Source organism: Pseudoalteromonas sp. Ld19 (genome assembly GCF_045064135.1).
Taxonomy (GTDB): domain Bacteria; phylum Pseudomonadota; class Gammaproteobacteria; order Enterobacterales; family Alteromonadaceae; genus Pseudoalteromonas; species Pseudoalteromonas aliena.
The window spans coordinates 672008-697059 of record NZ_JBISHA010000021.1; the positions used below are offsets into that span (position 1 = coordinate 672008).

Annotated in this window: 26 protein-coding genes; 2 read left to right on the forward strand and 24 right to left on the reverse strand. The window is 39.8% G+C overall.

From position 1 onward, the window contains the following. Position 1: 1 nt before the first annotated feature. Genes ccmI through ccmA form a run of 9 tightly spaced genes read right to left on the reverse strand, consistent with a single transcriptional unit; the run spans position 2 to position 6981 of the window. The gene (gene ccmI, locus ACJJVZ_RS15045) at positions 2-1255 is read right to left on the reverse strand and encodes a c-type cytochrome biogenesis protein CcmI (protein WP_405601636.1); all 1254 of its coding nucleotides are present in this window, start codon (positions 1253-1255) and stop codon (positions 2-4) included. Continuing rightward, on the reverse strand, positions 1256-1717 hold the full coding sequence (locus ACJJVZ_RS15050; protein ID WP_405601638.1) for a cytochrome c-type biogenesis protein CcmH: 462 nt from the start codon (positions 1715-1717) through the stop codon (positions 1256-1258). Then, positions 1717-2286 (reverse strand): redoxin family protein, encoded by a 570-nt coding sequence (locus ACJJVZ_RS15055; protein WP_405601640.1) that lies wholly within the window; start codon positions 2284-2286, stop codon positions 1717-1719. Before ACJJVZ_RS15055 ends, ACJJVZ_RS15050 begins: the two co-directional genes overlap by 1 nt. Beyond that, the gene (locus ACJJVZ_RS15060) at positions 2283-4253 is read right to left on the reverse strand and encodes a heme lyase CcmF/NrfE family subunit (protein ID WP_405601642.1); all 1971 of its coding nucleotides are present in this window, start codon (positions 4251-4253) and stop codon (positions 2283-2285) included. The genes ACJJVZ_RS15055 and ACJJVZ_RS15060 overlap by 4 nt, the downstream gene beginning before the upstream one ends. 2 nt (positions 4254-4255) lie before the next feature. Further along, positions 4256-4735 carry a cytochrome c maturation protein CcmE gene (gene ccmE / locus ACJJVZ_RS15065; protein WP_138585383.1) on the reverse strand — a complete coding sequence of 160 codons (480 nt, stop codon included), beginning with the start codon at positions 4733-4735 and terminating at the stop codon, positions 4256-4258. Next, positions 4732-4935 (reverse strand): heme exporter protein CcmD, encoded by a 204-nt coding sequence (gene ccmD / locus ACJJVZ_RS15070; protein WP_193156024.1) that lies wholly within the window; start codon positions 4933-4935, stop codon positions 4732-4734. The genes ccmE and ccmD overlap by 4 nt, the downstream gene beginning before the upstream one ends. A 2-nt stretch (positions 4936-4937) precedes the next feature. After that, positions 4938-5675 carry a heme ABC transporter permease gene (locus ACJJVZ_RS15075; protein ID WP_077537270.1) on the reverse strand — a complete coding sequence of 246 codons (738 nt, stop codon included), beginning with the start codon at positions 5673-5675 and terminating at the stop codon, positions 4938-4940. Beyond that, positions 5675-6361, reverse strand: a complete 687-nt coding sequence (gene ccmB / locus ACJJVZ_RS15080) for a heme exporter protein CcmB (RefSeq protein WP_193156025.1) — start codon at positions 6359-6361, stop codon at positions 5675-5677. Before ccmB ends, ACJJVZ_RS15075 begins: the two co-directional genes overlap by 1 nt. Beyond that, on the reverse strand, positions 6361-6981 hold the full coding sequence (gene ccmA, locus ACJJVZ_RS15085; RefSeq protein ID WP_182700917.1) for a cytochrome c biogenesis heme-transporting ATPase CcmA: 621 nt from the start codon (positions 6979-6981) through the stop codon (positions 6361-6363). The genes ccmB and ccmA overlap by 1 nt, the downstream gene beginning before the upstream one ends. A gap of 113 nt (positions 6982-7094) precedes the next feature. Here ccmA and ACJJVZ_RS15090 point away from each other — a divergent pair, with 113 nt between their 5' ends. Both ACJJVZ_RS15090 and ACJJVZ_RS15095 read left to right on the forward strand, forming a co-directional pair. Next, positions 7095-9368 (forward strand): flagellar hook-length control protein FliK, encoded by a 2274-nt coding sequence (locus ACJJVZ_RS15090; RefSeq protein ID WP_405601647.1) that lies wholly within the window; start codon positions 7095-7097, stop codon positions 9366-9368. Positions 9369-9370: 2 nt separating this feature from the next. Beyond that, positions 9371-9679, forward strand: a complete 309-nt coding sequence (locus ACJJVZ_RS15095) for an EscU/YscU/HrcU family type III secretion system export apparatus switch protein (RefSeq protein WP_138585386.1) — start codon at positions 9371-9373, stop codon at positions 9677-9679. A 40-nt stretch (positions 9680-9719) separates the two neighbouring features. On the opposite strand, the gene ACJJVZ_RS15100 is transcribed toward ACJJVZ_RS15095, so the two are convergent. From ACJJVZ_RS15100 to flhB, 15 genes are all read right to left on the reverse strand, one after another. After that, positions 9720-10121: a DUF2802 domain-containing protein gene (locus tag ACJJVZ_RS15100; RefSeq protein ID WP_077537266.1), complete on the reverse strand. Its 402-nt coding sequence runs from the start codon at positions 10119-10121 to the stop codon at positions 9720-9722. 16 nt (positions 10122-10137) lie between these two features. Continuing rightward, the gene (locus ACJJVZ_RS15105) at positions 10138-10632 is read right to left on the reverse strand and encodes a chemotaxis protein CheW (RefSeq protein WP_077537265.1); all 495 of its coding nucleotides are present in this window, start codon (positions 10630-10632) and stop codon (positions 10138-10140) included. Positions 10633-10656: 24 nt separating this feature from the next. Beyond that, a complete protein-coding gene (locus tag ACJJVZ_RS15110) occupies positions 10657-11430 on the reverse strand; it encodes a chemotaxis protein CheW (RefSeq protein WP_405601651.1) in 774 nt (257 codons plus the stop codon). Between the two features lie 3 nt (positions 11431-11433). After that, complete coding sequence (locus tag ACJJVZ_RS15115) at positions 11434-12204, reverse strand: ParA family protein (protein WP_182700920.1); 771 nt, start codon at positions 12202-12204, stop codon at positions 11434-11436. Positions 12205-12216: 12 nt separating this feature from the next. Further along, positions 12217-13170, reverse strand: coding sequence for a flagellar motor protein MotB (locus tag ACJJVZ_RS15120; protein WP_405601655.1), 954 nt, complete (start codon positions 13168-13170; stop codon positions 12217-12219). A 5-nt stretch (positions 13171-13175) separates the two neighbouring features. Next, positions 13176-13940 (reverse strand): flagellar motor protein, encoded by a 765-nt coding sequence (locus ACJJVZ_RS15125; RefSeq protein WP_405601657.1) that lies wholly within the window; start codon positions 13938-13940, stop codon positions 13176-13178. Further along, positions 13933-15093 carry a chemotaxis response regulator protein-glutamate methylesterase gene (locus tag ACJJVZ_RS15130; RefSeq protein WP_405601660.1) on the reverse strand — a complete coding sequence of 387 codons (1161 nt, stop codon included), beginning with the start codon at positions 15091-15093 and terminating at the stop codon, positions 13933-13935. Before ACJJVZ_RS15130 ends, ACJJVZ_RS15125 begins: the two co-directional genes overlap by 8 nt. 56 nt (positions 15094-15149) lie before the next feature. After that, on the reverse strand, positions 15150-17381 hold the full coding sequence (locus ACJJVZ_RS15135) for a chemotaxis protein CheA (RefSeq protein ID WP_193156030.1): 2232 nt from the start codon (positions 17379-17381) through the stop codon (positions 15150-15152). Positions 17382-17396: 15 nt separating this feature from the next. After that, positions 17397-18164, reverse strand: coding sequence for a protein phosphatase CheZ (locus tag ACJJVZ_RS15140; protein WP_077537258.1), 768 nt, complete (start codon positions 18162-18164; stop codon positions 17397-17399). A 16-nt stretch (positions 18165-18180) separates the two neighbouring features. After that, positions 18181-18564 (reverse strand): chemotaxis response regulator CheY, encoded by a 384-nt coding sequence (gene cheY / locus ACJJVZ_RS15145; RefSeq protein ID WP_024610547.1) that lies wholly within the window; start codon positions 18562-18564, stop codon positions 18181-18183. Positions 18565-18604: 40 nt separating this feature from the next. Beyond that, positions 18605-19315: an RNA polymerase sigma factor FliA gene (locus tag ACJJVZ_RS15150; protein WP_077538953.1), complete on the reverse strand. Its 711-nt coding sequence runs from the start codon at positions 19313-19315 to the stop codon at positions 18605-18607. Between the two features lie 26 nt (positions 19316-19341). Further along, positions 19342-20202 carry a MinD/ParA family protein gene (locus ACJJVZ_RS15155; protein ID WP_077537257.1) on the reverse strand — a complete coding sequence of 287 codons (861 nt, stop codon included), beginning with the start codon at positions 20200-20202 and terminating at the stop codon, positions 19342-19344. After that, positions 20195-21682, reverse strand: coding sequence for a flagellar biosynthesis protein FlhF (gene flhF, locus ACJJVZ_RS15160; RefSeq protein WP_405601665.1), 1488 nt, complete (start codon positions 21680-21682; stop codon positions 20195-20197). Before flhF ends, ACJJVZ_RS15155 begins: the two co-directional genes overlap by 8 nt. Positions 21683-21703: 21 nt before the next feature. Further along, complete coding sequence (gene flhA / locus ACJJVZ_RS15165; RefSeq protein ID WP_182700925.1) at positions 21704-23812, reverse strand: flagellar biosynthesis protein FlhA; 2109 nt, start codon at positions 23810-23812, stop codon at positions 21704-21706. A 107-nt stretch (positions 23813-23919) separates the two neighbouring features. Then, entirely contained in the window at positions 23920-25050 is a 1131-nt protein-coding gene (flhB, locus tag ACJJVZ_RS15170) for a flagellar biosynthesis protein FlhB (protein ID WP_182700926.1), read from the reverse strand. Positions 25051-25052 lie beyond the last annotated feature (2 nt).

Here is a 25052-nt window from a genome sequence, read left to right on the forward strand (position 1 = left end):
CTTAAGGTATTAATGTATTAATTTGAAGTTGGTAGTCACTTACACTTTCACGCTTTAACAGCTCTGAATGCCCTTCAAGCTCCCCAGAACTTGGCATAACCGAGTCATCTATAGAAATACGAGCCGATATAACAATATTCTCTACACTAGATAAGTTAAGCCCTGCAACCATAGCACTACTATCGCTCAACTCAACCGTAACTGGAAATGAATAGGTAGTTAGCTTAACAGCAGCTAGCGGCATAGGAGAGCCAGTTGCAGCTTTTGCAAATATAAACAAAATGCCGTTTTTTGGTTGTTTATCAATAAGCTCTTTTGCAATATCGACGGTAACAGTAATAGTGCTCACACCGTTTGTTACAGGTATAACAGAACCTTCACTTTGCATTTGCTGCTCAATATCAGCAATACGTTTGGAGATCATACTATAGCGCGAATCACTTTTTTCCATACTCGCAAGTAGAACTTCAAATGCAGCTTTAGCTTGCGGCCAGTCTTTACGTTCATAAGCAATCAGCGCGAGTAATGAAATTGCATCTAAATTTGTAGGTTCAACTTTTAATACTTTTGAGAGCATGCCTGCCGCGCGGGTCATATTAGCTTCGCTACCTTCAAGTAATAAAACTTGGCTGTAGCTAATAAGTACCTGCATATTATCAGGATTCATACGCAATGCTTTATCAAATGATTGCTGCGCCATATCAAACTCATTTAGCGACATAGCCACTCGGCCAAGTAGCATCCAAGCAATTTCGTCATCACCCGAACGGCTAAGCTTTGTACGAAGGGCCAGTGCAAAAGCTTGTAGCTCATTTTGACTAAGTGGCTCACCTTTTTGCATTACAGCACGCTCACCGTAATCAGCTAGATTATCCATTGCGTCATGCCAAGCCGAAATTTGCTGCTGACTTCCCGTAAAGCTATAAAAAATCCCTGTGAGCGCAAGAACGAATGCACCACCCGTTAAAGCAAAAATACGATTATTACCTTTGCTGTTTAGTGATTTTTCTGGTGATAGCTCGTTCAACAAACGGCGTTTTAATTCAACGATTGATTCTGCATGGTTTATGCTATCAATGCGTTGATTATCTAAATCAGTTTGCAAATCGACCAAACGCTGCTCATAAATACTAATTAATTCAGCATTGGCGTTATGAGTAATTGTTTGAACACGCTCTTTTTTTAAAAAAGGTAGCATAACAAAACCAAGCGCAACTAGTGTGAGTAAAGCAAAACACGCCCACATTAAAATCATTTAGCATTGCTCCTGACGTTTATTTTCATCGATTAGCTTCGCTAGCAGCATTTCGTCGTCACTGCTCCACGTTTGTTTTACTGATGCTTTTCGCTGGCGAATAACAATAAAACCAAAGCCGATAATTACGATTAATACAGGTAACACCCACAACACTAACGTAGCTGGTGTAACTGGTGGGTCGTAATGAACAAAATAACCAAAGCGATCGATCATGTAATCAATTACTTCGTCTTTGCTTTTACCTTCTTTAACCAACACAAGTACTTTATCGCGTAAATCTTTAGCAACAACAGCATCTGAGTCAGCAATATTCTGATTTTGACACTTAGGGCAACGCAGCTCTTTGTTCAACTCTTCAAACAGTATTGCTTGTTCGTTATTATCAAATTGGTAGCGATCTTGCTGTGCAAACGCTCCCAAGCTTACAAAAAGGCTAAGAGTAAGTAATAACCACTTCATTATTTAAGCTCCTGCATAATTGGCGCAAATTTAGCTCGCCATACTCGCGGGTTTATATCACCGGTGTGATGCAATAAAATAGTGCCATTTTTATCGACTAAAAATGTTTCAGGCGCACCCGACACCCCTAAATCCAACGACAAAGTACGGTGCAAATCTAAAATATTAAATTGATACGGGTCGCCTGCACGTTGCAGCATATCACTCACTTCTGTACGAAGTGATTGCATATTAAACGGGCCATCAAAGTCCGCGTCATAACCTTGTACGTAATAAAGGCCGACAATTTTAACGCCTTGCTCACGTAACTTAGTTAAATAGCCAAGTTCAGCTAAACAGGTTGGGCACCAAGTACCCCATACATTTAATAAGTAAACTTCACCTTTTAACGACTCGTTAGTCCACTGTTTATTATCTTGCATTAAATCAGGTAAATTAAATGCAGGCATTTCTTGTCCTAATCGCCCTGTTTGAATTTCACGAGGATTGGCAAAAAGTCCCTGGTATAAAAATACGCAGACAAAAGCAAACACCAAAAGCGGCGCAATAGCTAAAACTTTGCGGTTCATAAAACACTCTCCGCAGCTGCTCTTCGAGCTGTTTTCGTCGATGTACGATACCGCTTATCAAACAAGATCATAAATCCTGCTAACGATACAAGTACACCACCAATCCACATCCAACGAACAAATGGCTTATGATAAATTCTAAGTGACCATGCACCTTGGCTTAATTGCTCACCCAGCGCTAAGTATAAATCACGTGTAAAGCCAGCATCTATTGCCGCCTCAGTCATAAACTGCATACCTATATCGTACTTGCGTTTTTCAGCATGTAATTGGGTTACAAGTTCATTATTTTTAAGCACTGAGACAACACCCGCATGTCCGCTGTAATTTGGCCCTCGAATAGTTTTAACACCATCAAAGCGATATTCGTATTGATTAAGCTGTACCGTATCACCTTGCTTCATTGATACATCACGCTCAACTGAGTAAGCAGATGTAAGCGTTACGCCCGCAATAACAAACGCAATACCAATATGACCAAGCACCATCGCCCAGTAACTTACACCTAAGCGTTTTAAGCCTTCTTTTAAGGTATCGTGCACAGCTGCTTTGGTGTAAATATCAATCCCTGTTGATATAGCAATCCAAACTGCAAGCGTTATAGCTAAGAGCGTAAGTGGTTTTACTAAATCGTAACTAGAGAATAACCAAGCACAGGTGATCACGACACTCGATACGACACCCATTAATATTTTGTTTTGCAAAAAGGCCCATTTGTTTTGCTTCCAGCGTAAAAATGGTCCTATACCCATCAAAATAGCGAACGGCACTAAAATTATTGCAAACATTTTATTAAAAAACGGTTCGCCAATAGAAATACTGCCTAAACCCATTTCTTTATGAACCATAGGTAATAGCGTACCCAGTAGTACGATTAATGTAGCAACCACTAAAAATATATTATTGAGCCATAATGCCACTTCGCGAGATACAAGCTTGTATCGACCTTCGCTGTGCACTTGCGATACTCGTAGCGCATACAATGCTAAGCCACCGCCTACAACGATGCCGAAAAAGGCGAGAATAAATAAACCTCTATCAGGGTCTGTTGCAAAAGCATGCACTGATACAATAATACCCGAGCGCACAATAAACGTACCCAGCAAACTTAAAGAGAATGCAGCAATTGCGAGTAATACCGTCCACGATTTAAACACACCGCGTTTTTCAGTCACGCTTAAAGAGTGTAATAATGCAGTTGCAACAAGCCATGGCATAAGCGAGGCGTTTTCAACCGGATCCCAAAACCACCAGCCGCCCCAGCCAAGTTCTGAATACGCCCACCAGCTACCAATTGTTATTCCTAGAGTTAAAAAGCCCCATGCAGTCATTGTCCACGGGCGTGACCATTTAGCCCATGTGTTATCAAGCTTGCCGGTTAACAACGCAGCAATAGCAAAAGAAAAAGCAACCGATAATCCAACATAACCCATGTACAGTAATGGCGGATGAATAATCATACCGGGATCTTGAAGTAACGGATTTAAGTCACGTCCTTCGACCGGAAAATAAGGCAGTAGACGCTCAAACGGGCTTGAAAGTAGCAAGGTGTACATCATAAAACCCACACCTAAAAAGCCAAGCACACCCAATACGCGCGCACGTAATACCCAAGGTAATGATTTGGAGCGTGCAGCAACTACCGCTGTCCAACCCGCTTGCATTACAAGCCATAGTAAAATAGCGCCTTCATGACCGCCCCACGTAGAGGTGATTTTATAATACCAAGGCAATGTACTACTTGAATGGTAGGCTACGTACGATACGGTAAAATCATCCGTTAAACTGGCATAAATAAGTGCAGCAAAAGAGATTAAAACAAAAGCAAATTGCCCTATTGCTAAAGATGGGGCCGCACGCATCAATCGAAGATTACCGGTATGCGCACCCCAAAGAGGAAAAATACACAGCAAAACGCTTAGCACCATGGCAAGCGTTAAAGAAAAATAACCAATTTCTGGGATCATAGCTAATTACCACTATCTAAGTTGTATTTTGGTTTTTCGTGCTTAATACCTTTAACTGCCTCTGCAACTTCTGCAGGCATATATTCTTCATCATGCTTTGCAAGCACTTCAAATGCTTCTATTACGTTAGGCTCAATTAATACGCCTTGCGCTACAATGCCTTGCCCTTCACGAAATAAATCAGGCAAAATACCTTGATAACGTACTGTTACCAGTGGGCCAGTATCAATTAACTTAAAGCTTACTTGTAAACTTTGTTCATTACGCTTAACAGTACCTGGAACAACCATGCCGCCAATACGTAACTTTTGACCTATATATGGCTTTTCTTTGTTAGGGCCTTTACCGTCAATAAGTTCACTTGGCGTATAAAATAAGTTTATATTTTCTTGAAGTGCGTAGAGCACTAAACCAATTGAGCCACCAATACTAAACAGTACGGCAATGATTACCAATAAGCGCTTTTTACGTCTTGGATTCATGAGATTTGTTCCTGTTTAGCTTTTTTAATTCGCACTTCACGTATTATTTGTTGCTCTACAGAAGCCATAATACGTTTGGTATCTCTTAAAGAGTTGACTAAAATACCAAGCAAAATAAGTGCGCATGTACCAAAAGAAAGCCATACATAAAACCCATAGCCCCCCATTGCAATAAAATCAGAAAAAGAGTCAAACTGCATAATTACCCCTTATTTAACAACGTACGCACCCACGGTCGATGCTTTTCGCGTTGCAAAATTTCATTTTTAAGACGAATTAAAGTCACTGTTCCTACAAAAGCAGCAAAGGCTAAAATATTAACCATAAGTGGCCAAAACATACTTGGGTCAACTGCATTTGTATTGAACTTTGTAATGCTTGCGCCTTGGTGCAATGTATTCCACCATTCAACCGAAAAGTGAATGATTGGTAAGTTGATCACCCCAACAATGGCTAAAATAGACGCGGCACGTCCTGCTGATTTCTTATCTTCAAATGCGTGGTATAGCGAAAGCACACCCAAATATAAAAATAATAAAATAAGCTCAGAGGTTAAACGTGCATCCCACACCCACCAAGCACCCCACATAGGTTTACCCCAGGCAGCGCCAGTAATGAGCGCTATTGCAGTCACGCAAGCACCTACTGGTGCTATAGCAATAACCGCAAGCTCTGCATTTCTTAGTTGCCATACAAGTGCAACAATAGCGGCAATAGCCATTGATGAGTAAGCACCCATTGATAAAATGGCAGAAGGAACATGAATAAAGATGATACGGTAGCTATCTTTTTGTTGATAATCGGCAGGTGCAAAACCAAGCCCCCAAACCCATCCAACAATCATACTAACTACAGTAACTACGGCGAAATAAGGCAGTAACGTATTGCATAACTGATATGCACGCTCTGCTTTAGCATAGGGATGTAACCATTTCCACATTAACTTACACTCACTTTTAAAGCTGACGATATGGCAATTGGTGCGCTAATAATAGCAATAAGTAACATAGCACCAAGGATGGCAAGCTGCCCGCTATAATCCAGCGACATAGAGCTGGTATCGATAGCCGACGTTGCAAAAATCAAAACAGGAATATACAAAGGCAGTACGAGTAAACTCATCAAAATACCCCCTTTTTGTAGCCCCACAGTAAGCCCAGCGCCTATTGCGCCAATAAAGCTCAACAGTGGTGTGCCTAATAACAATGTTAAAACAGTCGCGGTTAGTGCCGTACTCTCTAGGTTTAACAACAATGCAAACAGCGGCGTCATTAATACCAGCGGTAAACCTGTCACGACCCAGTGTGCGGCAACTTTGGCAAGCACAGTGAGTGATAACGGATAAGAAGACGCAATTAATTGTTCAAGAGAGCCATCATTAAAATCATCTCTAAATAACTTATCTAAACCCAACATAGTAGAAAGTAGTGCAGCGACCCAAATGATACCTGGCGCTATTCTCGCTAATAGACCTGGCTCAGGCCCTATTGCTAACGGAAATAATGAAATTACAATTAAGAAAAACAAAATAGGGTTTACAATTTCGGCGCGCTGACGAAATGCAAGCTTTACATCTTTGCTAAATACCGCACTAAAGAGCAACCAATAAGAGTGTTGACGAGTCATTAGTGGCGATACTCCAATGTAACCGTTTGTAAGTTACTAAAGTGGGTCGTTAAGTCTTGGTGAGTCGTTAACAAAATAGCACCACCGCTTTGCAAGTGCTCAGTAAATCTTTGTTGTAAAAAGGCGACACCGCTTTTATCAAGTGCAGTAAATGGCTCATCAAGTACCCATAATTTAGCATCGCTTAACCAAAGCCTTACTAAAGCAACACGTCTTTGTTGCCCTGCTGATAACGTTCTAACAGGTACATCTTCAAGCCCAACAAGACCCAGTTTCGCTAAAATAGGATATAAGTCAGGCTCATTTATGTAGCCATTTATATGTAACCAATGACGAACATTTTCAACCGCGCTAAGCTGGGTGTTTACACCCGTTTTATGGCCTATAAATAATAACTCTCTGGCATACTCTTCATAGTACTTAGATATCGGTTGTTCTTGGTATAAAATAACGCCTTCGTCAGGCACAGAAAAACCTGCGATAATACGCAATAGCGACGTTTTACCAGCCCCATTAGGACCCGCTAATTGCATGATTTGACCGCTATTAAGGCTAAAATTAAGATCCGCAAACAAACAACGTTCTTGCTTGATGCAGGTGACGGACTTAATGTGTAACAAGATGACGATTCTCTCTGCCAAAAATTAGGCGTTAGTCTACCATAATGATAGGGTAATACGAATATTGCTTTAAAATCGATTCACTTAAAATAGAGAAAACTTGATTTAAAATAATGAATACGCCAACGCAAATCACATTATCTAATTCATTGGTTATCAATCAATCGAGCAATGCTCAAACGAATGAATTATCGCAATTACCTGATGAGGTACTTGCCGCTAAAAACATACAATTTTCGAAAGATTCGATTACGCTTGATGTATTTATTGATAAGCATTGGCAAACATTAAGGCTTGGCACTACCAACGTGCCTCAAAACTTACAAAAAATAGCCAGTGCTAACATACAGCTCAGCCCCGATGGCAAACAGCTCAACATTACGCCAAACAGTACAACATTGACCATAAACCAACCAGCTCAGTTGCAACGCTTATTAAATTATGTGAGCACAGGCGCCGAGGTAGAAAGCAAACCAATGGCTGTGCAAGTGATGTTATCCCCAACCCCAAAATTAGTCATTGATAAGCTCAACGCCAGTATTGCAATAAATAAAGAGGTAGCGCAGCTACTTATAACCGAGCAACCTTTAAAAGTAATTGTGAGTACTAACAACAAAGGCGCGCAGATAAATGTTATTAATAGCTTTGCTGATACAGTTCATTCGCAACCACTAAGTCAAGCAAAGCTCACTAAATTACTTGCAGCGCTACTACCTAATGCACAACTGCAAGCAACACCTAAACTAGCTATTTTAACTCACCCACAAAAGTCGGGTTCGTTTACAACGCCTATAAATAATAAACAAGTTAGTGAACTACCCAACATACCGATTAAAGTAAACTTAGTAAATCAGGCCGATAAGTTATTTATTAAAACCGATACTAATAATATAAACGTGACGCTTAATAATTCATTCTCCAAACCGTTTAACGAACTGCTTTTAGCGCAAAAAAATAGTGACCCTGAAATATCGCTCTCAACCTCGTCCAATAAAAAAATGAGTCCACTACTTACACAAAGCAGCCCAATAAAATCATGGCTGCTACATAGTTTTAGTGATTTAAAAACACGGATTAATGACGCAGTAAAATATTTTGAACACAAGCCGTTCGCAACAGAGTCAAAACAAACAATTGCATTGGCACCTGAATTATCTAAAAGTGACACTCCTAGCGCTGTTATTAATCAGCAATTAAAAAAAATAAATATGACACAAAACCTAGATATGCTAATCAAAGGCATTGACGGTAAAACCTTGACTAACGCAACAAATATTTTGCCAAAGCACTTTAATCAACTACCTCCTTTAGCACAATTAACTCAGCTCCTAAAAGCCAGTGTTAATATATGGCAGGCATTACCTCAGCATAATCAAACATTACCAGTCAGTAACGCCAATAATACTGATGCTCATCACTTCAAAAATATAATTTCACCAGAAAGTATTTCTCGCAGCCAAATGTTACAACCGATAGAAGCAAAGCTGCTTAGCCCTCTTTTAAAGCTACCTGACTCAATTGCTGCCACTGAAAAACCAGTGAACAGCAAATCAATTTTAAACAGCCAAATAAATAACATAACAAGCAAAATAGAAAAGGATTCACCAGATTTAACACGCCTTATTAATCAAGCTTTTAACCGTATGGTCTCAAGTACTAATGTGCATCCCGTGACTATTCAGCGTGAGATACTAACAAACATTCAACCCTCTATACTTGCTAATGACACGTTGCAAAGCAGTTTTACTAAAGGGCTAGAACAAATGGCGGTAAGCATTTTAGCGGCACCCGCTATCAATCAGTCAATCGTCCCTGTTAGCTTGAATAATCACACTGGCTTAGATGCATTATTGCAAGTATTGCTACCTACTTTTAAAACAGGTAACACGAGTGCTAAGCTGCTTGAGCAACTACAGCAACCTCAAGTTCAAGCCCTTGCAAACGAGCTGATACAAGTAAAAAACACGTTAAATCAGGTACAAACTTCAATGCCAAATCAACATCCTGATTCAAATCCTTTAGTGCAATTTTTATTACCCATGAAACTTCCCCCTGAGGCCGCTCAAACAGAAATAACACTAGGGCAATATAAAAAATCGAGTAACGATAAACTAGAGAGTAAAAATGTATGGTTTGTCAGATTAAATTTTGACTATGCTGAATTGGGTCAATTACAGATCACTGCGGAGTTGATGGATAAAGCACTTGATTGCCAGTTACTCGCATCTAGCCAAGAAATTACAGCGATTGCTCATCCGCACCTAGATAACTTAAGATCAAAGCTTGCAAAGCATGGTTTGCAAGTAGGCGAACTTAATTTAAAGCGCGGTGATACTAATCATCAAGCATTTGATAATTCACATGCAATTATTAATATTAAGGTTTAATTATGAGTGATGTGCTTAATAACAAATCAGCTATCGGGCTTTTATACGAAACGGGTAGTACACCCACAATAAGTGCTAAAGGGTTTGGTGAATTAGCTGACGAAATAGTCGCTGCGGCCAAAAAGAAAGGAATTATGATCCACGAAGATGCTGCGCTTGCTAAAACATTATCACACTTGGCATTAGGGGAAGAAATCCCTAAAGAGCTTTACTATGTAATTGCGGAGCTAATTGCCTTTTCCTATGTATTAAGGGGGCAATTCCCGCCAGGTTGGAAGGACTTTCAAGGTAAGCTAAATATAAAAGCATAAAAAAATGTTGGCTTAAAATACCAATTAAACTAAAAAGGCGCTAAGCGCCTTTTTGCTTATGCAAAGAAAACAGTAATTCGGCTTCAGCTCTAGGCAGTTCACATTCGCGTATAACCTCGTCTAAATCGGCACCTAAGCCAACCATTTTTACAGCACGAGAATAAATTTTAGCATCTGGATCGTCGTATTTCTGAGCCGCTTGTTGTAAAACTAACTCTTGGTTTTGTTGTTCAACCTCAAGCACTCGTTTACCAATACTCAATAATCCGGTTCGTAATTCAGATACTTCACTTCGCAGAATATGAGTTTGTTCTGAAGTGTCTTTAAGTTGCTGCATAGCAGAATCAAGCTCAGTTGCTTGTTTGCTTTTTAATGCAGCAATTAGCGCTAACGATATAAGTCCAATCGCCAGCGCTGCAATTGCGATACTAAGTAACAACATATTTTAGTGGTAAAGCTTATATATCGCTTAACTCATCCCATTCATCATCGCTGAGCAATTTGTTTAAATCGACTAAAATCAGCAATTCATCATCACGATTACACACACCTTGAATGAATTTAGCACTTTCTTCAGTACCAACATTTGGTGCACTGTCTATTTCAGAACTACGTAGATAAACCACTTCAGAGACACTATCGGCTAAAATACCTATAACTTGTTCTTCAGCTTCAATGATTAAGATACGAGAGTTATCAGTTGCATCTGCAGCATCTAAACCAAAGCGAGAGCGTGTATCTATAACGGTTACAACATTACCACGTAAATTAATAATACCAATTACGTAAGAAGGCGCACCAGGCACTGGAGCAATTTCAGTGTAGCGCAATATTTCTTGCACTTGCATTACATTTACGCCATAAGTCTCTTCTTCTAGCTTAAATGTAACCCACTGTAATATTTCATCATTATCTGCATTTTTATTTGCTGACAGTAATTTATCTTGATTCATGCTATTTCCCCGTAATGGTCATTATTACTGACGACTATCTAAGCCTTTTTCTAATAATGCATTTAAATTATCTACATCTATTAAAGCACACATTTTTTCTTTAATAACACCGGCAAGCCATGGACGCTTACCTTTATTAGTATTCCATTTTACATCTTCTTTACCCAATGTAATGTTATTTATTAACTTTTCAGCCAATAATCCCCACTGGCTATCGCCTAGCGTGATTAAATATTGATAATTAAGAGATGCCTCTAACTTTTCATCATACTTTTCAGGCATGACCCAACGAGCGGTATCAACAACATTTAGCTTCTCATCTCTGTTAAGCATAACGCCTTTAAACCATTTTGGCTTACCAAACAGATGATTTACTTCACTTAACTGATGAATTCCACCCAGTGACTTTAATGGCACAGCAAGCGTTAACCCTGCAACTTCAAAAAACAATGCCTGAAATTCGCCTTCAAAATAATCTTCTTGGCTTTGCGTTTTCAGTGCCTGTGAAGGCTTTTCTGATAATTGCGCTGCGGTATTATCTGTTACATCAATAATTTTATCTGTAACAACCTTTTCACTCGGTAAAGGCTTGGGTGCTACTACTGATTGAATTTGTTCATCAGTCTTTTCAGTTGCATTGCTCTCTTTAGTCTGTAACTGTTCTTGATCAGTCCCATTAGGTATTTTTTCAAGCAATTTTGCGACTGGCTCTAAGTTATCTATAGGCCCATCGTCACGTAACAATGCACCTAAATATTGAGTCATAACTTTTTCATTAGCAAATAATTGCTTACTCATTTATCAACCTTGTTCAATTAAATAGTCTAATAGTGCTTTATAAGCAAACACACCTCGAGATCGAGGACAAAACTCAATGGGTACTTTTTGCGCAAAGCTCGCATCCCTTAGCTTTGTATCTACGGGAATAACCCCTGGCCACACCTTATCTTTATAGGTATCTTGCAAAGTTTTATAAGCTTCTAAAGATGCTTTAGTCCGTTTATCGTACATAGTAGGAATTATAGTATATTCATAATTTTTCGCTTGCGAGGTTTGCATTAACTCCATCGTACGCATCATTCTATCAAGTCCTTTTAAAGCTAAGAATTCAGTTTGTACGGGAACTAAAATACGCTCGCTTGCCGCAAGTGCATTAACCATTAACACGCCTAACACGGGTGGGCAATCAAGAATTGCATAATCATAATGGTCACTAATTTTTGCAAGCGTTTTTTTTAATATTAACCCCATACCCGATTTATTACCCATACTCCTATCGAGTGTGGCAATTGCCATTGTCGCGGGTAAAATATCCAAATTCTCGAGCGTTGACGGACAGAGTGATTGAAGTATTTCTTCACTTTGCATGCCTGTACCACGGGCAAAAATATCATATACGCTAATTTCTAAATCTTCTGAATCGATACCAAAATAATAGGTTAATGATGCATGCGGATCTGTATCAATCAGTAATACACGCTTGCCGCGCAAAGCAAGAATACCGGCAAGACTCACTGCTGTTGTTGTTTTACCCACACCACCTTTTTGATTTGCCACAGTCCAGATTTTCACATTACATCCTAGTTACTGTTCGCTACGAGTAGTGATGCGGACACCACCATGAGGTAAACGAATTATTTTTATTGTATCGTCATCTGAAGGGAGTTCAATTTCGGGTTCTATTTTTTGACTCTCTGGCTTTGATTTATCAACGCCAATAACAGGTGGTAATCCATACTTAGAAAGTGCTACGACAACTTTTCGATTTTCAGCTCGCCCTTGCTCTGTACTATTATCTGCAAGAGGAGAATATTGCCCATAACCTTCTATTGCCATACGCGCAGAGTTTATTCCTAACTCTTCTAGTTCAACTAAAATTGATGTTGCTCTTGCTACAGATAACTCCCAATTAGAACGAAATATTTCATTACGAATAGTTTCATTATCAGTATAACCACGCACTCTGATATAATTATCTACAGGCGCAATAATATCTTTAACGAGTTTGACGACTTGTTTAGCTCGTAAATGAGCGACTGAACTGCCACTTGAAAATAGCATTCCAGAGCTAAGTTCAATAATTAGCCAATCTTGGTTTAACTCTAAATTTGCTTCACCATCACGAATTTCGTCAATAAGTGCTGATTGTAATTTTGTTAACAAGCTATCTAAAGGTTTTCCTAAATACTTTTGCTGTATATTGCTTGTGTCACTTTGTCCATCAAGTAGTTCAGGACCTTGCTCTTGTTTTTGAATGCTCTCGCCATAAAGTACTTCTTGTTCAGGAGTTACTCTATCAGTAAGAATACCATTACCGTTTACACCTTCACCATTTTGTGAATATTGGCGTGCAGATTTATCAAAAACATGTTCAAGTGAATCTGACAATATTTGAAAATTTTCTTCTTTACTGATTGCAATAGCATACATAACCACAAAGAATGCAAACATAATGGTCATGTAATCAGCATAAGAGACTAACCAGCGTTCGGTATGTTGGCTTTTTGAAGAGACATTGCGTAAGCGGCGGCGTAACATAGCGATTACTCTTGAGCTAAGTTAGGACGTTCTACACGGTAGGCTTCAAGCTTTAATTCAATATTTATCGGGCTTTCACCTAAGCTTATCGCGATAACACCTTCAGAGAGCATTTCATGATAAAGCATTTTTTGTTCAATCCGTTGTTTTAACTTATTTGCCATCGGCAAAAAAATAATATTAGCGAGACCTACACCATATATTGTAGCAATAAACGCAGTTGCCACACCTTCACCCAACTTTTGCGGATCAGTGATGAAAGACATCGCTTGAATAAGCCCTAGCACAGCACCTAAAATACCAATGGTAGGGCTATAACCTCCCATTGCTTCATAGACACGCCCTGCCTCTAATAATCTATCGCGTTCAAGTAATAAGTCTATTTCGAGTGTGTCTCGTAATTTTTGCTCAGAACAACCATCAACCAATAAACCAAGCCCTTTGGCGGCATAAATATCAGGATGAATAAACGCTTCGTTTTCTAGTGCCAAATAGCCTTCTTGACGGGCTTTGTGCGACCAGCGTTTAACTTGCTCAATTGCTTCGTCTATATCGTATTGTGGAGCGAAAAAAACCCAATGGCTTATTTTTAGCATTTTTTTAAAGGTGCTTGCAGATGTTTGTAACATCACAGCACCCAATGTGCCACCAAGCACTATAACGAGCGCAGGGACATTAAATAATGCAGATGCAACGCCCCCTTCCAAAGAGTAACCAATTGCTATAGATCCTAGCGCAATAAGTAGCCCTAGAATAGAAAGCTTATCCACAGCCAGTTTCTCTTTTTATTCTCGCAGCTACGTCATCAAGCGCTAAGATCTCACTGGCTAGCCCAGCATTTACTAATGCTTGTGGCATACCATAAACGACACAACTATTTTCATCTTGTGCCCAAATCGTTGCACCCGTTTGTTTGAGCATTCTTGCTCCATCACGCCCATCAGCTCCCATACCAGTCAACACTATTGCTAACACATCGCCTTGATAAGCTTTCGCTACACTTGCAAATGTTACATCGACGCTTGGTTTATAAGTGATTCGCTCGCTTTGATCTTCAAAAACTCTCAACGTTTTTGCAGCTCCACGCCCCTCAACCATCATTTGCTGACCACCGGGTGCTAAATAAGCCGTTCCAGCTTGTAAACGATCGCCTTGTTGTGCTTCTTTTACTTTAATTTTGCATAAGCTATTTAAGCGCGTCGCAAATGCCGGTGTAAATGCCGCAGGCATATGTTGAATCAATAAAATGGGGTGCGGGAAGTTAGCTGGTAACTGAGTTAAAATAGTTTGCAGTGCCACAGGCCCACCAGTGGATGTGCCAATCGCAAGTAGTTGATAATGTTTACCGCTAGTGCGAATTGTTGAAGCATTTACTGATGACTTAGGCTGCACTGCTGAGCGTTGAAAGCTTCTATCTGGCTGGTGTATATTAGTGTCTTTAGCAACTATTGATGGCTTTATACTCGGCGCTGGGGATGTTGGTGCTAGCTTAGCTGGAACTAAAGGTTTAAATGAACGAGGGATACGACGACGGCCAATCTCTTTTACTTTTGTTTGTAAAAGCTTTATTGCATCATCATTATTACGAGCAATGTCTTCAAACTTTTTAGGTAAAAAGTCCATTGCTCCAGCATCTAGCGCATCGAGTGTTGCTGTAGCACCATCACGCGTTAGCGATGAAAACATTAAAATAGGGGTTGGATTGCTTGCCATTATTTCTTTAACAGCACTGATACCATCTAAAACCGGCATCTCAACATCCATTGTGATCATATCAGGGCGTAATTGCTCAGTTTTTTCAACAGCTTCTCGACCATTTACAGCAAAGCCAATTACTTTAATATCGTTATCTTGTTCGAGAATTTCGCTTACTCTACGGCGAAAAAAGCTTGAATCATCAACAACTAAGACTTTAACAACCATTGAGCTCTCTTATTTAGTTTAGACGTAGGTGTAGTGCATACTACACCTACTTATTGTCAGTTCGCGTAATGTTTTAGCATACTTGGAACATCTAAAATTAATGCAATGCCACCATCAGACGTTATTGTAGCGCCAGCCATTCCGGGAGTGCCTTGTAATAAAGCGTCAAGTGGTTTGATTACAACCTCTTCTTGCCCTATTAACGAGTCCACTACAAAACCAACTTGCTGCGTGCCTATTTGAACAATAACGACATGACCTTGATCTTTACGTAGAGAACGATCGGCCCCTTTTACAAGCCAATGTTCTAAGTAGAACAATGGAACCGCTTTTTTGCGGACAATAACGGTTAACTGGCCATTAACAACATTTGTTTTAGTTAAATCAAAGTGGAATATTTCACTAACACCAGCAAGTGGTAATGCAAATGTCTGTGCACCAACAACAACCATTAACGTTGGAAGTATTGCGAGCGTTAACGGTACTTTAATCTCTAATGTTGTACCAACACCTAACTCTGATTCAATACTTACAGAACCGTTAAGTTGGGTGATTTTTGTTTTTACAACATCCATTCCAACACCACGTCCGGAAATATCCGAAATTTCTTCTTTTGTTGAAAAGCCTGGTGCAAAAATTAAGTTGTAAGCTTCAGTGTTTGAAAGTCGACTTGCTTGGTCATGATCAAGTACACCTTTAGCTATTGCTATTTTCTTGAGTTTCTCAGCATCCATACCAGCACCATCATCTTTGATAGTAAGCAAAATATGATCGCCTTGTTGAGACGCTGATAACGTAACAGTACCTGTTCTTGATTTTCCAGATGCTTCACGTACATCTGGCATTTCAATGCCGTGATCGACTGAGTTTCTGACCAAATGCACGAGCGGATCGGCTAACGCTTCAACCAAGTTTTTATCTAAATCAGTTTCTTCGCCGACCAGTAATAAATTGATATCTTTATTTAAGCTTCTCGCCAAGTCACGAACAACTCGAGGAAAACGTCCAAATACTTTTTTGATCGGTTGCATGCGGGTTTGCATAACCGCACCTTGAATATCGGCGGTTACAACATCTAAATTTGATATTGCTTTACCCATCGCTTCACTTTCTGAATTGGTGGCCAAACTAACGAGGCGATTTCGCACGAGCACTAGCTCACCAACCATATTCATAATTTGGTCAAGGCGCTTAGTATCTACGCGTACGGTAGTTTCAGCTGCGGGCGCGACTGCCTTCTTCGGAGCTGCGGCTGGGCTTGGGACTGCAGGACTTGGTGCTTTTGCTTCAGGCTTATTAGCGGGCTTACTAACAGGGGCAGGCTCAACTTTCTTTGCCTGAACAGCCGGTTTTGGAGGTGCAGGTTTTGCAGCAACGGGCTGATTACTTTCTACAGATTTAGGTGCGCTGCCTTTGCCATGTAATTCATCTAATAGAGATTCAAATTCTGCGTCGCTAATATCATCATCAGAAGAGCCTGAGTTATTGGCGACTGGCGCTGTTTCTTGCGGTGTATGCGAAGCAACTGGTTCATTTTTTTGTACATCAACAGTGCCAAAACTACCAACACCATGTAGCTCATCTAATAAATTATCAAACTCGTCGTCAGTGATGTCACTACTAGAAGTAGTACTTACAGGTTTCTTAGTCTCAGAGCTTTGGTTATTACCATGCAGTTCATCAAGTAAGTTTTCGAATTCATCTTCTGTAATTTCATCAATTTGTGACTCAGCAGCTGGCGAAGCCGAACTACTAAATAATTCATCGAATGCAAATGGGTCGTCGTCAGGGCTTTGTGAGCTGATAGTGTTATTGTCACCGTTTTCTGTGGCAACGACATCAGCCTGTTCAGGTTCGTCTGCTGTAATTTCAGAAGAAGCTCCAGATAACTCATCTTCCGTTGGAGGTAACCCTAATTTATGTAGGACTTCAAGTAATTGAGGATCTGCAGGCTCAGGCTTATCACGGTTTTGAATTGTCGCAAACATTTCATTAATGGTGTCTAATGCTTGTAAGATAACATCCATTAATTCAGAGTTTACAGTTCGAACGCCCTGTCTGAGCAAATCAAATACATTTTCTGCACCATGACAAGCATCAACAAGCTCTGTCATAGCTAAAAATCCGGCACCGCCTTTTACTGTATGAAAGCCTCGAAATATAGCATTTAATAGTTCGGTATCTTCTGGATTATTTTCCAGTTCAACTAACTGTTCGGATAGAAGTTCAAGAATTTCTCCTGCTTCTACAAGAAAGTCTTGTAAAATATCTTCATCGACTTCAAACATGCAGTTACTCTCCTCTTAGAAGCCCAAACTTGATAAAAGATCATCGACTTCATCTTGATCAGACACAACATCATTACGCGATTCTTTATCAATAATAGGGCCCTCGGGACCTGCTAATGTTTGTACGGCAATCGGTTCTTCTGTTTTTTGTTGTTCTACTATATTAACTGTACCCACATCCTGCGCAGAAAACGCAGTGAGTAGATGAAGTAAGCTTTCTTCTACTTCTCTTACAAGCTCAATTACTCGACGAATAACTTGACCAGTCAAATCTTGATAATCTTGCGCCATTAAAACATTTGTCATTAAATTTTGTAATTCATCTGTTTTATTGTGTGAGTTACTCATAAACTTATCTATGCTGTGGCACAGAGTTTTAAACTCACCAAGCTCTATATCCCGACTCATTAACCGATCCCATGTCGGTTTAATGGCTGCTATCTCACCCGCTAACTCCTGAGTTATAGGGAGACTTGCCTCAACCGCATCCATGGTTTTATTTGCAGCATTCTCTGTCAATTCCATGACATAACTAAGTCGTTTTTTAGCATCCGGAATTGCATCGTTTGTTAAGTTTGTTAAACGCGAATCTAGCTCAAAACCTTTTAGAGCTTCATGCAATTGACGCGTTAACTTGCCAACTTCAGCAAATATCTCTGACTGCTCTTTAGACGCTGTATCCAAAATTAATTGATCAGCTTTATCTTGCTCGTCGTTTTCTAAAAAAACAACGAGTTGACGCGCTTGTTCTAAAGTTATTCGAGGCGCAGCAGGTGCTGACATAAGCCTCTCCCTATAATTAACCTAAGCGTTCAAACACTTTTTCTAATTTGGTCTTCAATGTGCCAGCTGTAAATGGTTTTACAATGTAGCCATTAACACCAGCTTGAGCAGCAGCTATTATCTGTTCTTTTTTAGCTTCAGCCGTTACCATTAAAACAGGGAGATGTTTTAACTTGTCATCCGCCCTAATTGCCCTTAAAAGGTCAATACCCTGCATACCTGGCATGTTCCAATCCGTCACGACAAAATCAAAAGACTGATTTTGTAGCATTGGTAAAGCAGTCGAACCATCATCTGCTTCTTGAACATTCGTAAAGCCTAAATCACGCAATAAATTTTTAATAATACGTCTCATTGTTGAAAAATCGTCAACGACAAGAATTTTCATGTTTTTATCCAAAACATCCTCCAGTGAGGTCTTAACCTTTATTTACTTACTACTAGTTTATCCAGTCATTGATTTTTGCTTTTAGCTTAATCATCGCCTGACCATGTATCTGACTCACACGCGATTCACTAACATCGAGTATATGCCCAATCTCTTTTAAATTCATTTCATCGTTATAGTACAAAGATAACACCATAGCATCTCGCTCTGGTAATGATTTTATTGCACTTAATAAAGACTCATTAAATCGTTCATTTTTAACATTATTAAAAGGTTTGTCTAGTGTTAAATCTTGACCTGCTGGAGTTATGACATCTTCATCAATTCCAAGGTCTTCTATACCCAACACTTTACTTGCATTTACATCGTTTAAAATATGATGGTACTCATTTAACGAAATATCAAGTTTTTCAGCAACTTCTATATCTGTAGGTTCACGATTTAAGTTTTTTTCTAATTCGTTTATCGTTTCAGCAACAAGACGACTTTTGCGATGCACAGAACGCGGAGCCCAGTCACCACGGCGCATTTCATCTAGCATAGCGCCACGGATGCGAATACCTGCAAACGTTTCAAAGCTTGCGCCTTTAGTTGCATCAAAGTTTTTTGACGCTTCAATCAGTCCTATCATACCCGATTGAATTAAATCATCGAGTTGTACACTTGGAGGTAGACGAGCAATTAAGTGACATGCCACTTTTTTAACCAGTGACGCATGTTTCTCAACAATCACATTTAAATTTTGTGTTGATTGATATCCCATAGCTCTATTTACCAATGTTGTCATAATTAGCCGTTAACCAGCTTCTCGATGAAAAACTCTAAATGCCCTGACGGTTGATTCGGTATTGGCCATTTGACCGCTTTTGTTGCCAGAGCTCGAAAAGCTACTGAAGCTGGAGAGCTTGGAAACAACTCCACAATAACTTTCTGCCGACGTGTCGCTTTACGCATATTTTCATCGTAAGGTATCGTTGCAGCTAGCTCCATAGAAATATCTAGGAAACGATCTGTTACTTTAGATAGCTTTGCAAACAATTCTTGGCCTTCGCGAAGGCTACGAACCATATTTGCAACAATTTTAAATTTATACACGCCATGCTCACGGCTTAATACTTTAATTAGCGCGTACGCATCTGTTATTGATGTCGGTTCGTCACACACGACGACCATTACATCTTGTGCTGCACGAGAAAAGCTCAGCACCATATCGGAAATGCCGGCGGCGGTGTCTACTATCAATATATCAAATTCGGTATTTAATTCGCTAAAGGCACGAATAAGACCCGCGTGTTCAGAAGGTGATAATTCAACCATGTTTTGCGAACCCGACGTTGCAGGGACAATTTTAATCCCAGCAGGACCTTCAACTAAAATCTCATCCAGTTCGCATTCGCCAGATAATACATGTGATAAATTGCGCTCAACACGAAGCCCAAGCATCACATCACAATTTGCTAAACCTAAGTCGGCATCAAGAACTAAAACTCGCTTACCTTGTTGACCTAATGCGATTGCGGTATTTAGTGAAACATTTGTTTTACCTACTCCACCTTTACCACCGGTCACAGCGATAACTTTTACGCCGTTATTATTGTTTTGACTCATTTTTCGCAGGCCGCTTGCTTGATCTAATACTGTGTTAATCATACATCCCTACTGTGTTCGACGCCACTGATTGATGTCGTGAATGTTGTGATTTTATTCTTTTTAAATATAATTGCTCAGCTTTTTTTACTAGTTTCTCTGAATTCGCAACGCGAATGTCCTCTGGTACTCGCTGACCATTAGTAAGATAACCTATTGGAAGACGATTTTGAATCGCAATACTAATAATCTCACCTAAACTTAACGATTCATCTAATTTAGTAAAAATACAACCACTTAACTGTACTTTTTTGAAATGTCTTACCGTTTCTTGTAATACATTAATTTGTGCTGTGGCACTTAATACTAAATAATTACGAATATCGACACGTTGATTACGCATTAACGTATTTAATTGCTCGGTTAAACGTAAATCACGCTGGCTCATTCCTGCGGTGTCAATTAATACTAGACGTTTATTTCGTAAATGATATAAAACTTCAGCCAATTCATTAGCATCTTTAACTTGCTTTACGCTACACCCTATAATTCGGCCATATGTTGCTAGTTGCTCGTATGCACCAATTCTGTAGGTGTCCGTAGTAATTAACGCAACTTTATCAGCGCCATACTTTTGCGCACCAAGTGCAGCAAGTTTTGCGACAGTTGTTGTTTTACCCACCCCCGTTGGGCCGACTAATGCGTAAACTCCACCTTGACGCAGTATTTCGTTGTTCGTGGTTTGCATTTGATCTTCAACCATCGCCAATAAAGCTTTCCAACCTTGCTGGCGAGAAACATCGTCAGGAACAAAACACGCCATTTGCTCAGCAACATCTTTACCTATTCCCATGCCGATTAAACGATCAATCATACAGGCACGCGTTGGATCACGTCGCGCCATATCTTGTTGCATTAAACCTGAGACTTGATGCTCTAATAGCTGACGAATTGCATTCATTTCTTCACGCATAGATGTCATCTCTACGCTTTCATTATTTTTAGCTTGCTGACGAGGTGCTATCGGGCTTTCAAGGTCATCAAAATCACTTTCTAAATCATCAAAACCTAAGCTATCAGCTTGTGTTAGAGGGCGTACCGGCGCTGCATTTTCATGTGAAAACATATTTTTAGGACGTTGTTTAGCTACAGGTTCTTGATAATTTTCGGTAGTATCAATTCCCGATTGTGAAAACATTGAAGCTAGCTCTGGTGAACGAGGTCGAGGTGATTGGCGTTCCAATAGTGCCTCTAAACTATCTGCAATTTTAGCCTGTGGTGAAGGCTGTGCACGCTGTGGTTCCGGTTTTATAAAATTGTGTGTATTTTGCGGTTGCGCTAAATGATTAGAGCGCTCTGTTGCTGTATTTTGAGACTGAGCAACTGGTTTTGGGGCCGTTTTTTCATAATCAACAGCTGCCACAATTTCGACACCGTTAGCTAGTTTTTTATTTGACATGATAACCGCATCAACACCGAGTTCATCTTTAACTTCTTTAAGTACTGTGCGCATATCTTTAGCAAAAAAACGTTTAATTTTCATGGTTTAACCCCTGTTTAAATCTTATTGTTGGCCTACCGAGCTAACAATCTTAATCTGTCTTTCATCTGGTACCTCTTGATAAGACATCACTCTCAATCCTGGAATGGTGTACTTAACAAAACGAGATAACACAGTGCGTAACATTCCTGACGTTAGCAATATTGAAGGTTCACCAGCCATTTCTTGATTTTGATGCGCTTCATTTAATGAAATTTGAAGTCGCTCAGCAAGACCTGGTTCTATTCCGGCACCTTCGTCACCTGCATTCTGCAATGACTGATGCAACATCTGTTCCAACTCCGGCGCCAAGGTTATGACAGGGATCTCTGAAGACATACCCACCGCATCTTGAACGATAAGTCTACGTAATGAAATACGCACCGCAGCCGTTAATACATCAGGGTCTTGGCTACGAGGACCATACTCTACAAGGGTTTGTACAATTGAACGCATATCGCGTATTGCGACTCCTTCATTTAATAAATTTTGTAATACTTTTACAATAACGGTTAATGGCAGTACGTCAGGCACAAGTCCTTCAACTAAACGAGGGTGGCTCTTGCCCAACATATCTAGTAGGTTTTGAACTTCTTCGTGACCTAATAATAATGCCGCACTGTTTGTTAGTAATTGACTTATATGTGTTGCCACTACTGTCGCTGAGTCAACCACGGTATAGCCTAAAGATTGTGCTTCATCTTTTTGATCTGGCTTGATCCAAACAGCATCGAGTCCAAATGCAGGATCTTTAGTCTCAACGCCTTTAATAGGGCCAAATACTTGCCCTGGGTTAATTGCTAACTCATCGCCATGCTTAAGCTCACCCTCACCTGTCGAAACACCCATCAACGTTATTCTGTATGCATTAGGGTCAAGCTCCAAGTTATCGCGTATATGGACTGGTGGAACTAAAAAGCCCAATTCTTGAGAAAGCTTTTTACGAACACCTTTTATACGATTGAGCAGCTCACCACCTTGCGATTGATCAACGAGTGGAATAAGTCTATAGCCAACTTCTAAGCCAATTACGTCAACTTGCTGAACATCATCCCAACCAAGTTCTTTTTGCTCTTGTTTATTGGCAATGCCAGTACCAGCAGCACCATTTACAGCCTCTTCCTCTATAGCGGCAGCAGCTTTTAGTTTACTTTGTTGTGTGTAATAAGCTAAGTACCCTAAAAGCGCGCCTAAGCTTAAAAAAGCAAAATGTGGCATGCCAGGTACTAAGCCCATTATTATTAATATACCTGAGGCGATAAATAATGACTTTTCATTACCGAGTTGTTTCTTAAATTGATCGCCCATATTGAGCGACTCATTTTGACGTGTTACAACAATTGCAGTGCCAATTGAGAGTAATAAAGAAGGAAGTTGAGCTACTAATCCATCCCCGATGGTAAGTAACGTATACACTTCCATTGCGTTACTAAAGCTTAAATTGTGCTGGATCATACCAACAAATAAACCACCAACAATATTAATAATCAAAATGATGATACCCGCAATAGCATCACCTTTTACAAACTTACTCGCACCATCCATTGAACCGTAAAAATCGGCTTCTCGTGTGACTTCTTCGCGGCGATCTCGTGCTTGCTCTGCGCTAATAAAACCCGCATTTAAATCCGCGTCAATCGCCATTTGTTTACCTGGCATTGCATCAAGGGTAAAACGTGCCGATACCTCAGAGATACGCCCTGCACCTTTGGTAATTACGACAAAGTTAATAATAATTAGAATTAAGAATACAACTAAACCAACCGCGTAATTACCACCAATAACAACAGAGCCAAAGGCCTCAATTACTTTACCTGCAGCATCGCCGCCATTGTGACCTTCAAGTAGTACTACCCGCGTACTGGCGACATTGAGTGCTAAGCGCATAATTGTTGCGATTAGGAGTACGGCTGGAAACATACCAAACTCAACTGGTTTCATCGTATAAACTGTAACCAGCAATACAACCAAAGCGAGCGCTATGTTGAACGAAAAAAGAATATCAAGTAAAAATGGCGGTAAGGGTAAAATCACCATTCCCAAAGCAGCAAGCACAAGCAAAGGGGTACCTACCCCTTTGGCATATTCTTTTTTATCTTTGTTAAGTTGTTGTAATACTGCTTTAAAACTCATAATTCTACAATTTCAAAAAATTGACACTGTATAGAATTAGCAATAACTATTCCAAGTTACCAAGTTAACCTGAGCTCTGGATAATAAATCTATCTCAACCAGCTATTTTAATACCTATAGGCATCAGGGATAGGCAGTTTATTATTAAGTTTGGTTGGACGTTTTCCACGCCCTTTATTAAAGCGCTTAAGTTGAAAAACATACGCTAAGACTTGGGCTACAGCGGTAAATAATTGATCGGGGATTTGATCGCCTACCTCAGCTGTATGATAAAGAGCTCGAGTGAGCATAGGGGACTCTACAATGGGTACTTCGTTGCCGATTGCGACCTTACGAATCTGCATCGCCATTTCATCAATGCCTTTGGCTAGCACAATAGGCGCTCCAGCACGCTCTGTGTCGTATTTTAGCGCCACAGAATAATGTGTTGGGTTGGTAACAATAACATCAGCGTCAGGTACGTCTTGCATCATTCGCTTTTGCGACATTTGTCTTTGCGTTTGCCTTATGCGTGCTTTTATTTGAGGGTCACCTTCTGAATTTTTATATTCGTCTTTAACTTCTTGCAACGTCATTTTTAGTTGTTTGTTATGATTGTAGCTTTGAAATGGCGCATCAATAGCTGCAATAATAATTAAAGTGCACGATAGACCCAAAAACATCCATGCCAAAATTTCCAGAGCATGAATAATATTACCTGGCGTATTTTCTACACTTAAATGTAGTATTTCATCAAAAAATGTATTAATTAAAAACACCGCAAAGCTGGCTACTAAACCGAATTTTAAAAGTGATTTTACAAGTTCAACAGCCGCTTGCGACCCAAACATGCGTTTAAAACCTTTCATCGGCGACATTTTACTTGCTTTAGGTGCCGCCGCGCCCCAACTGAAATTAAAGCCACCTAACAAGGTGTTACCAATAAATGCAGCTAAGACAATTATAAATACAAACATGCCCATCGGGAAAATCAAAGCATCCGAAACCTCCCCCCATACAGCAAACATTTTAGTTGTATCGTATGTTTCATTTCGATTCAAACTAAGCATACGTCCCATTATATTGTACAAACCTTTACCTATTTCTGGTCCGTACATTAATAACGAAATTGCAGAGAAAATTAAAACAAACATGGTTCCGAGTTCTTTAGATCGTGCTATTTGGCCCTTTTTTTTCGACTCATCAATTTTTTTCGATGTGGGTTCTTCTGTTTTTTCTTGTCCTGAATCTTCAGACATTA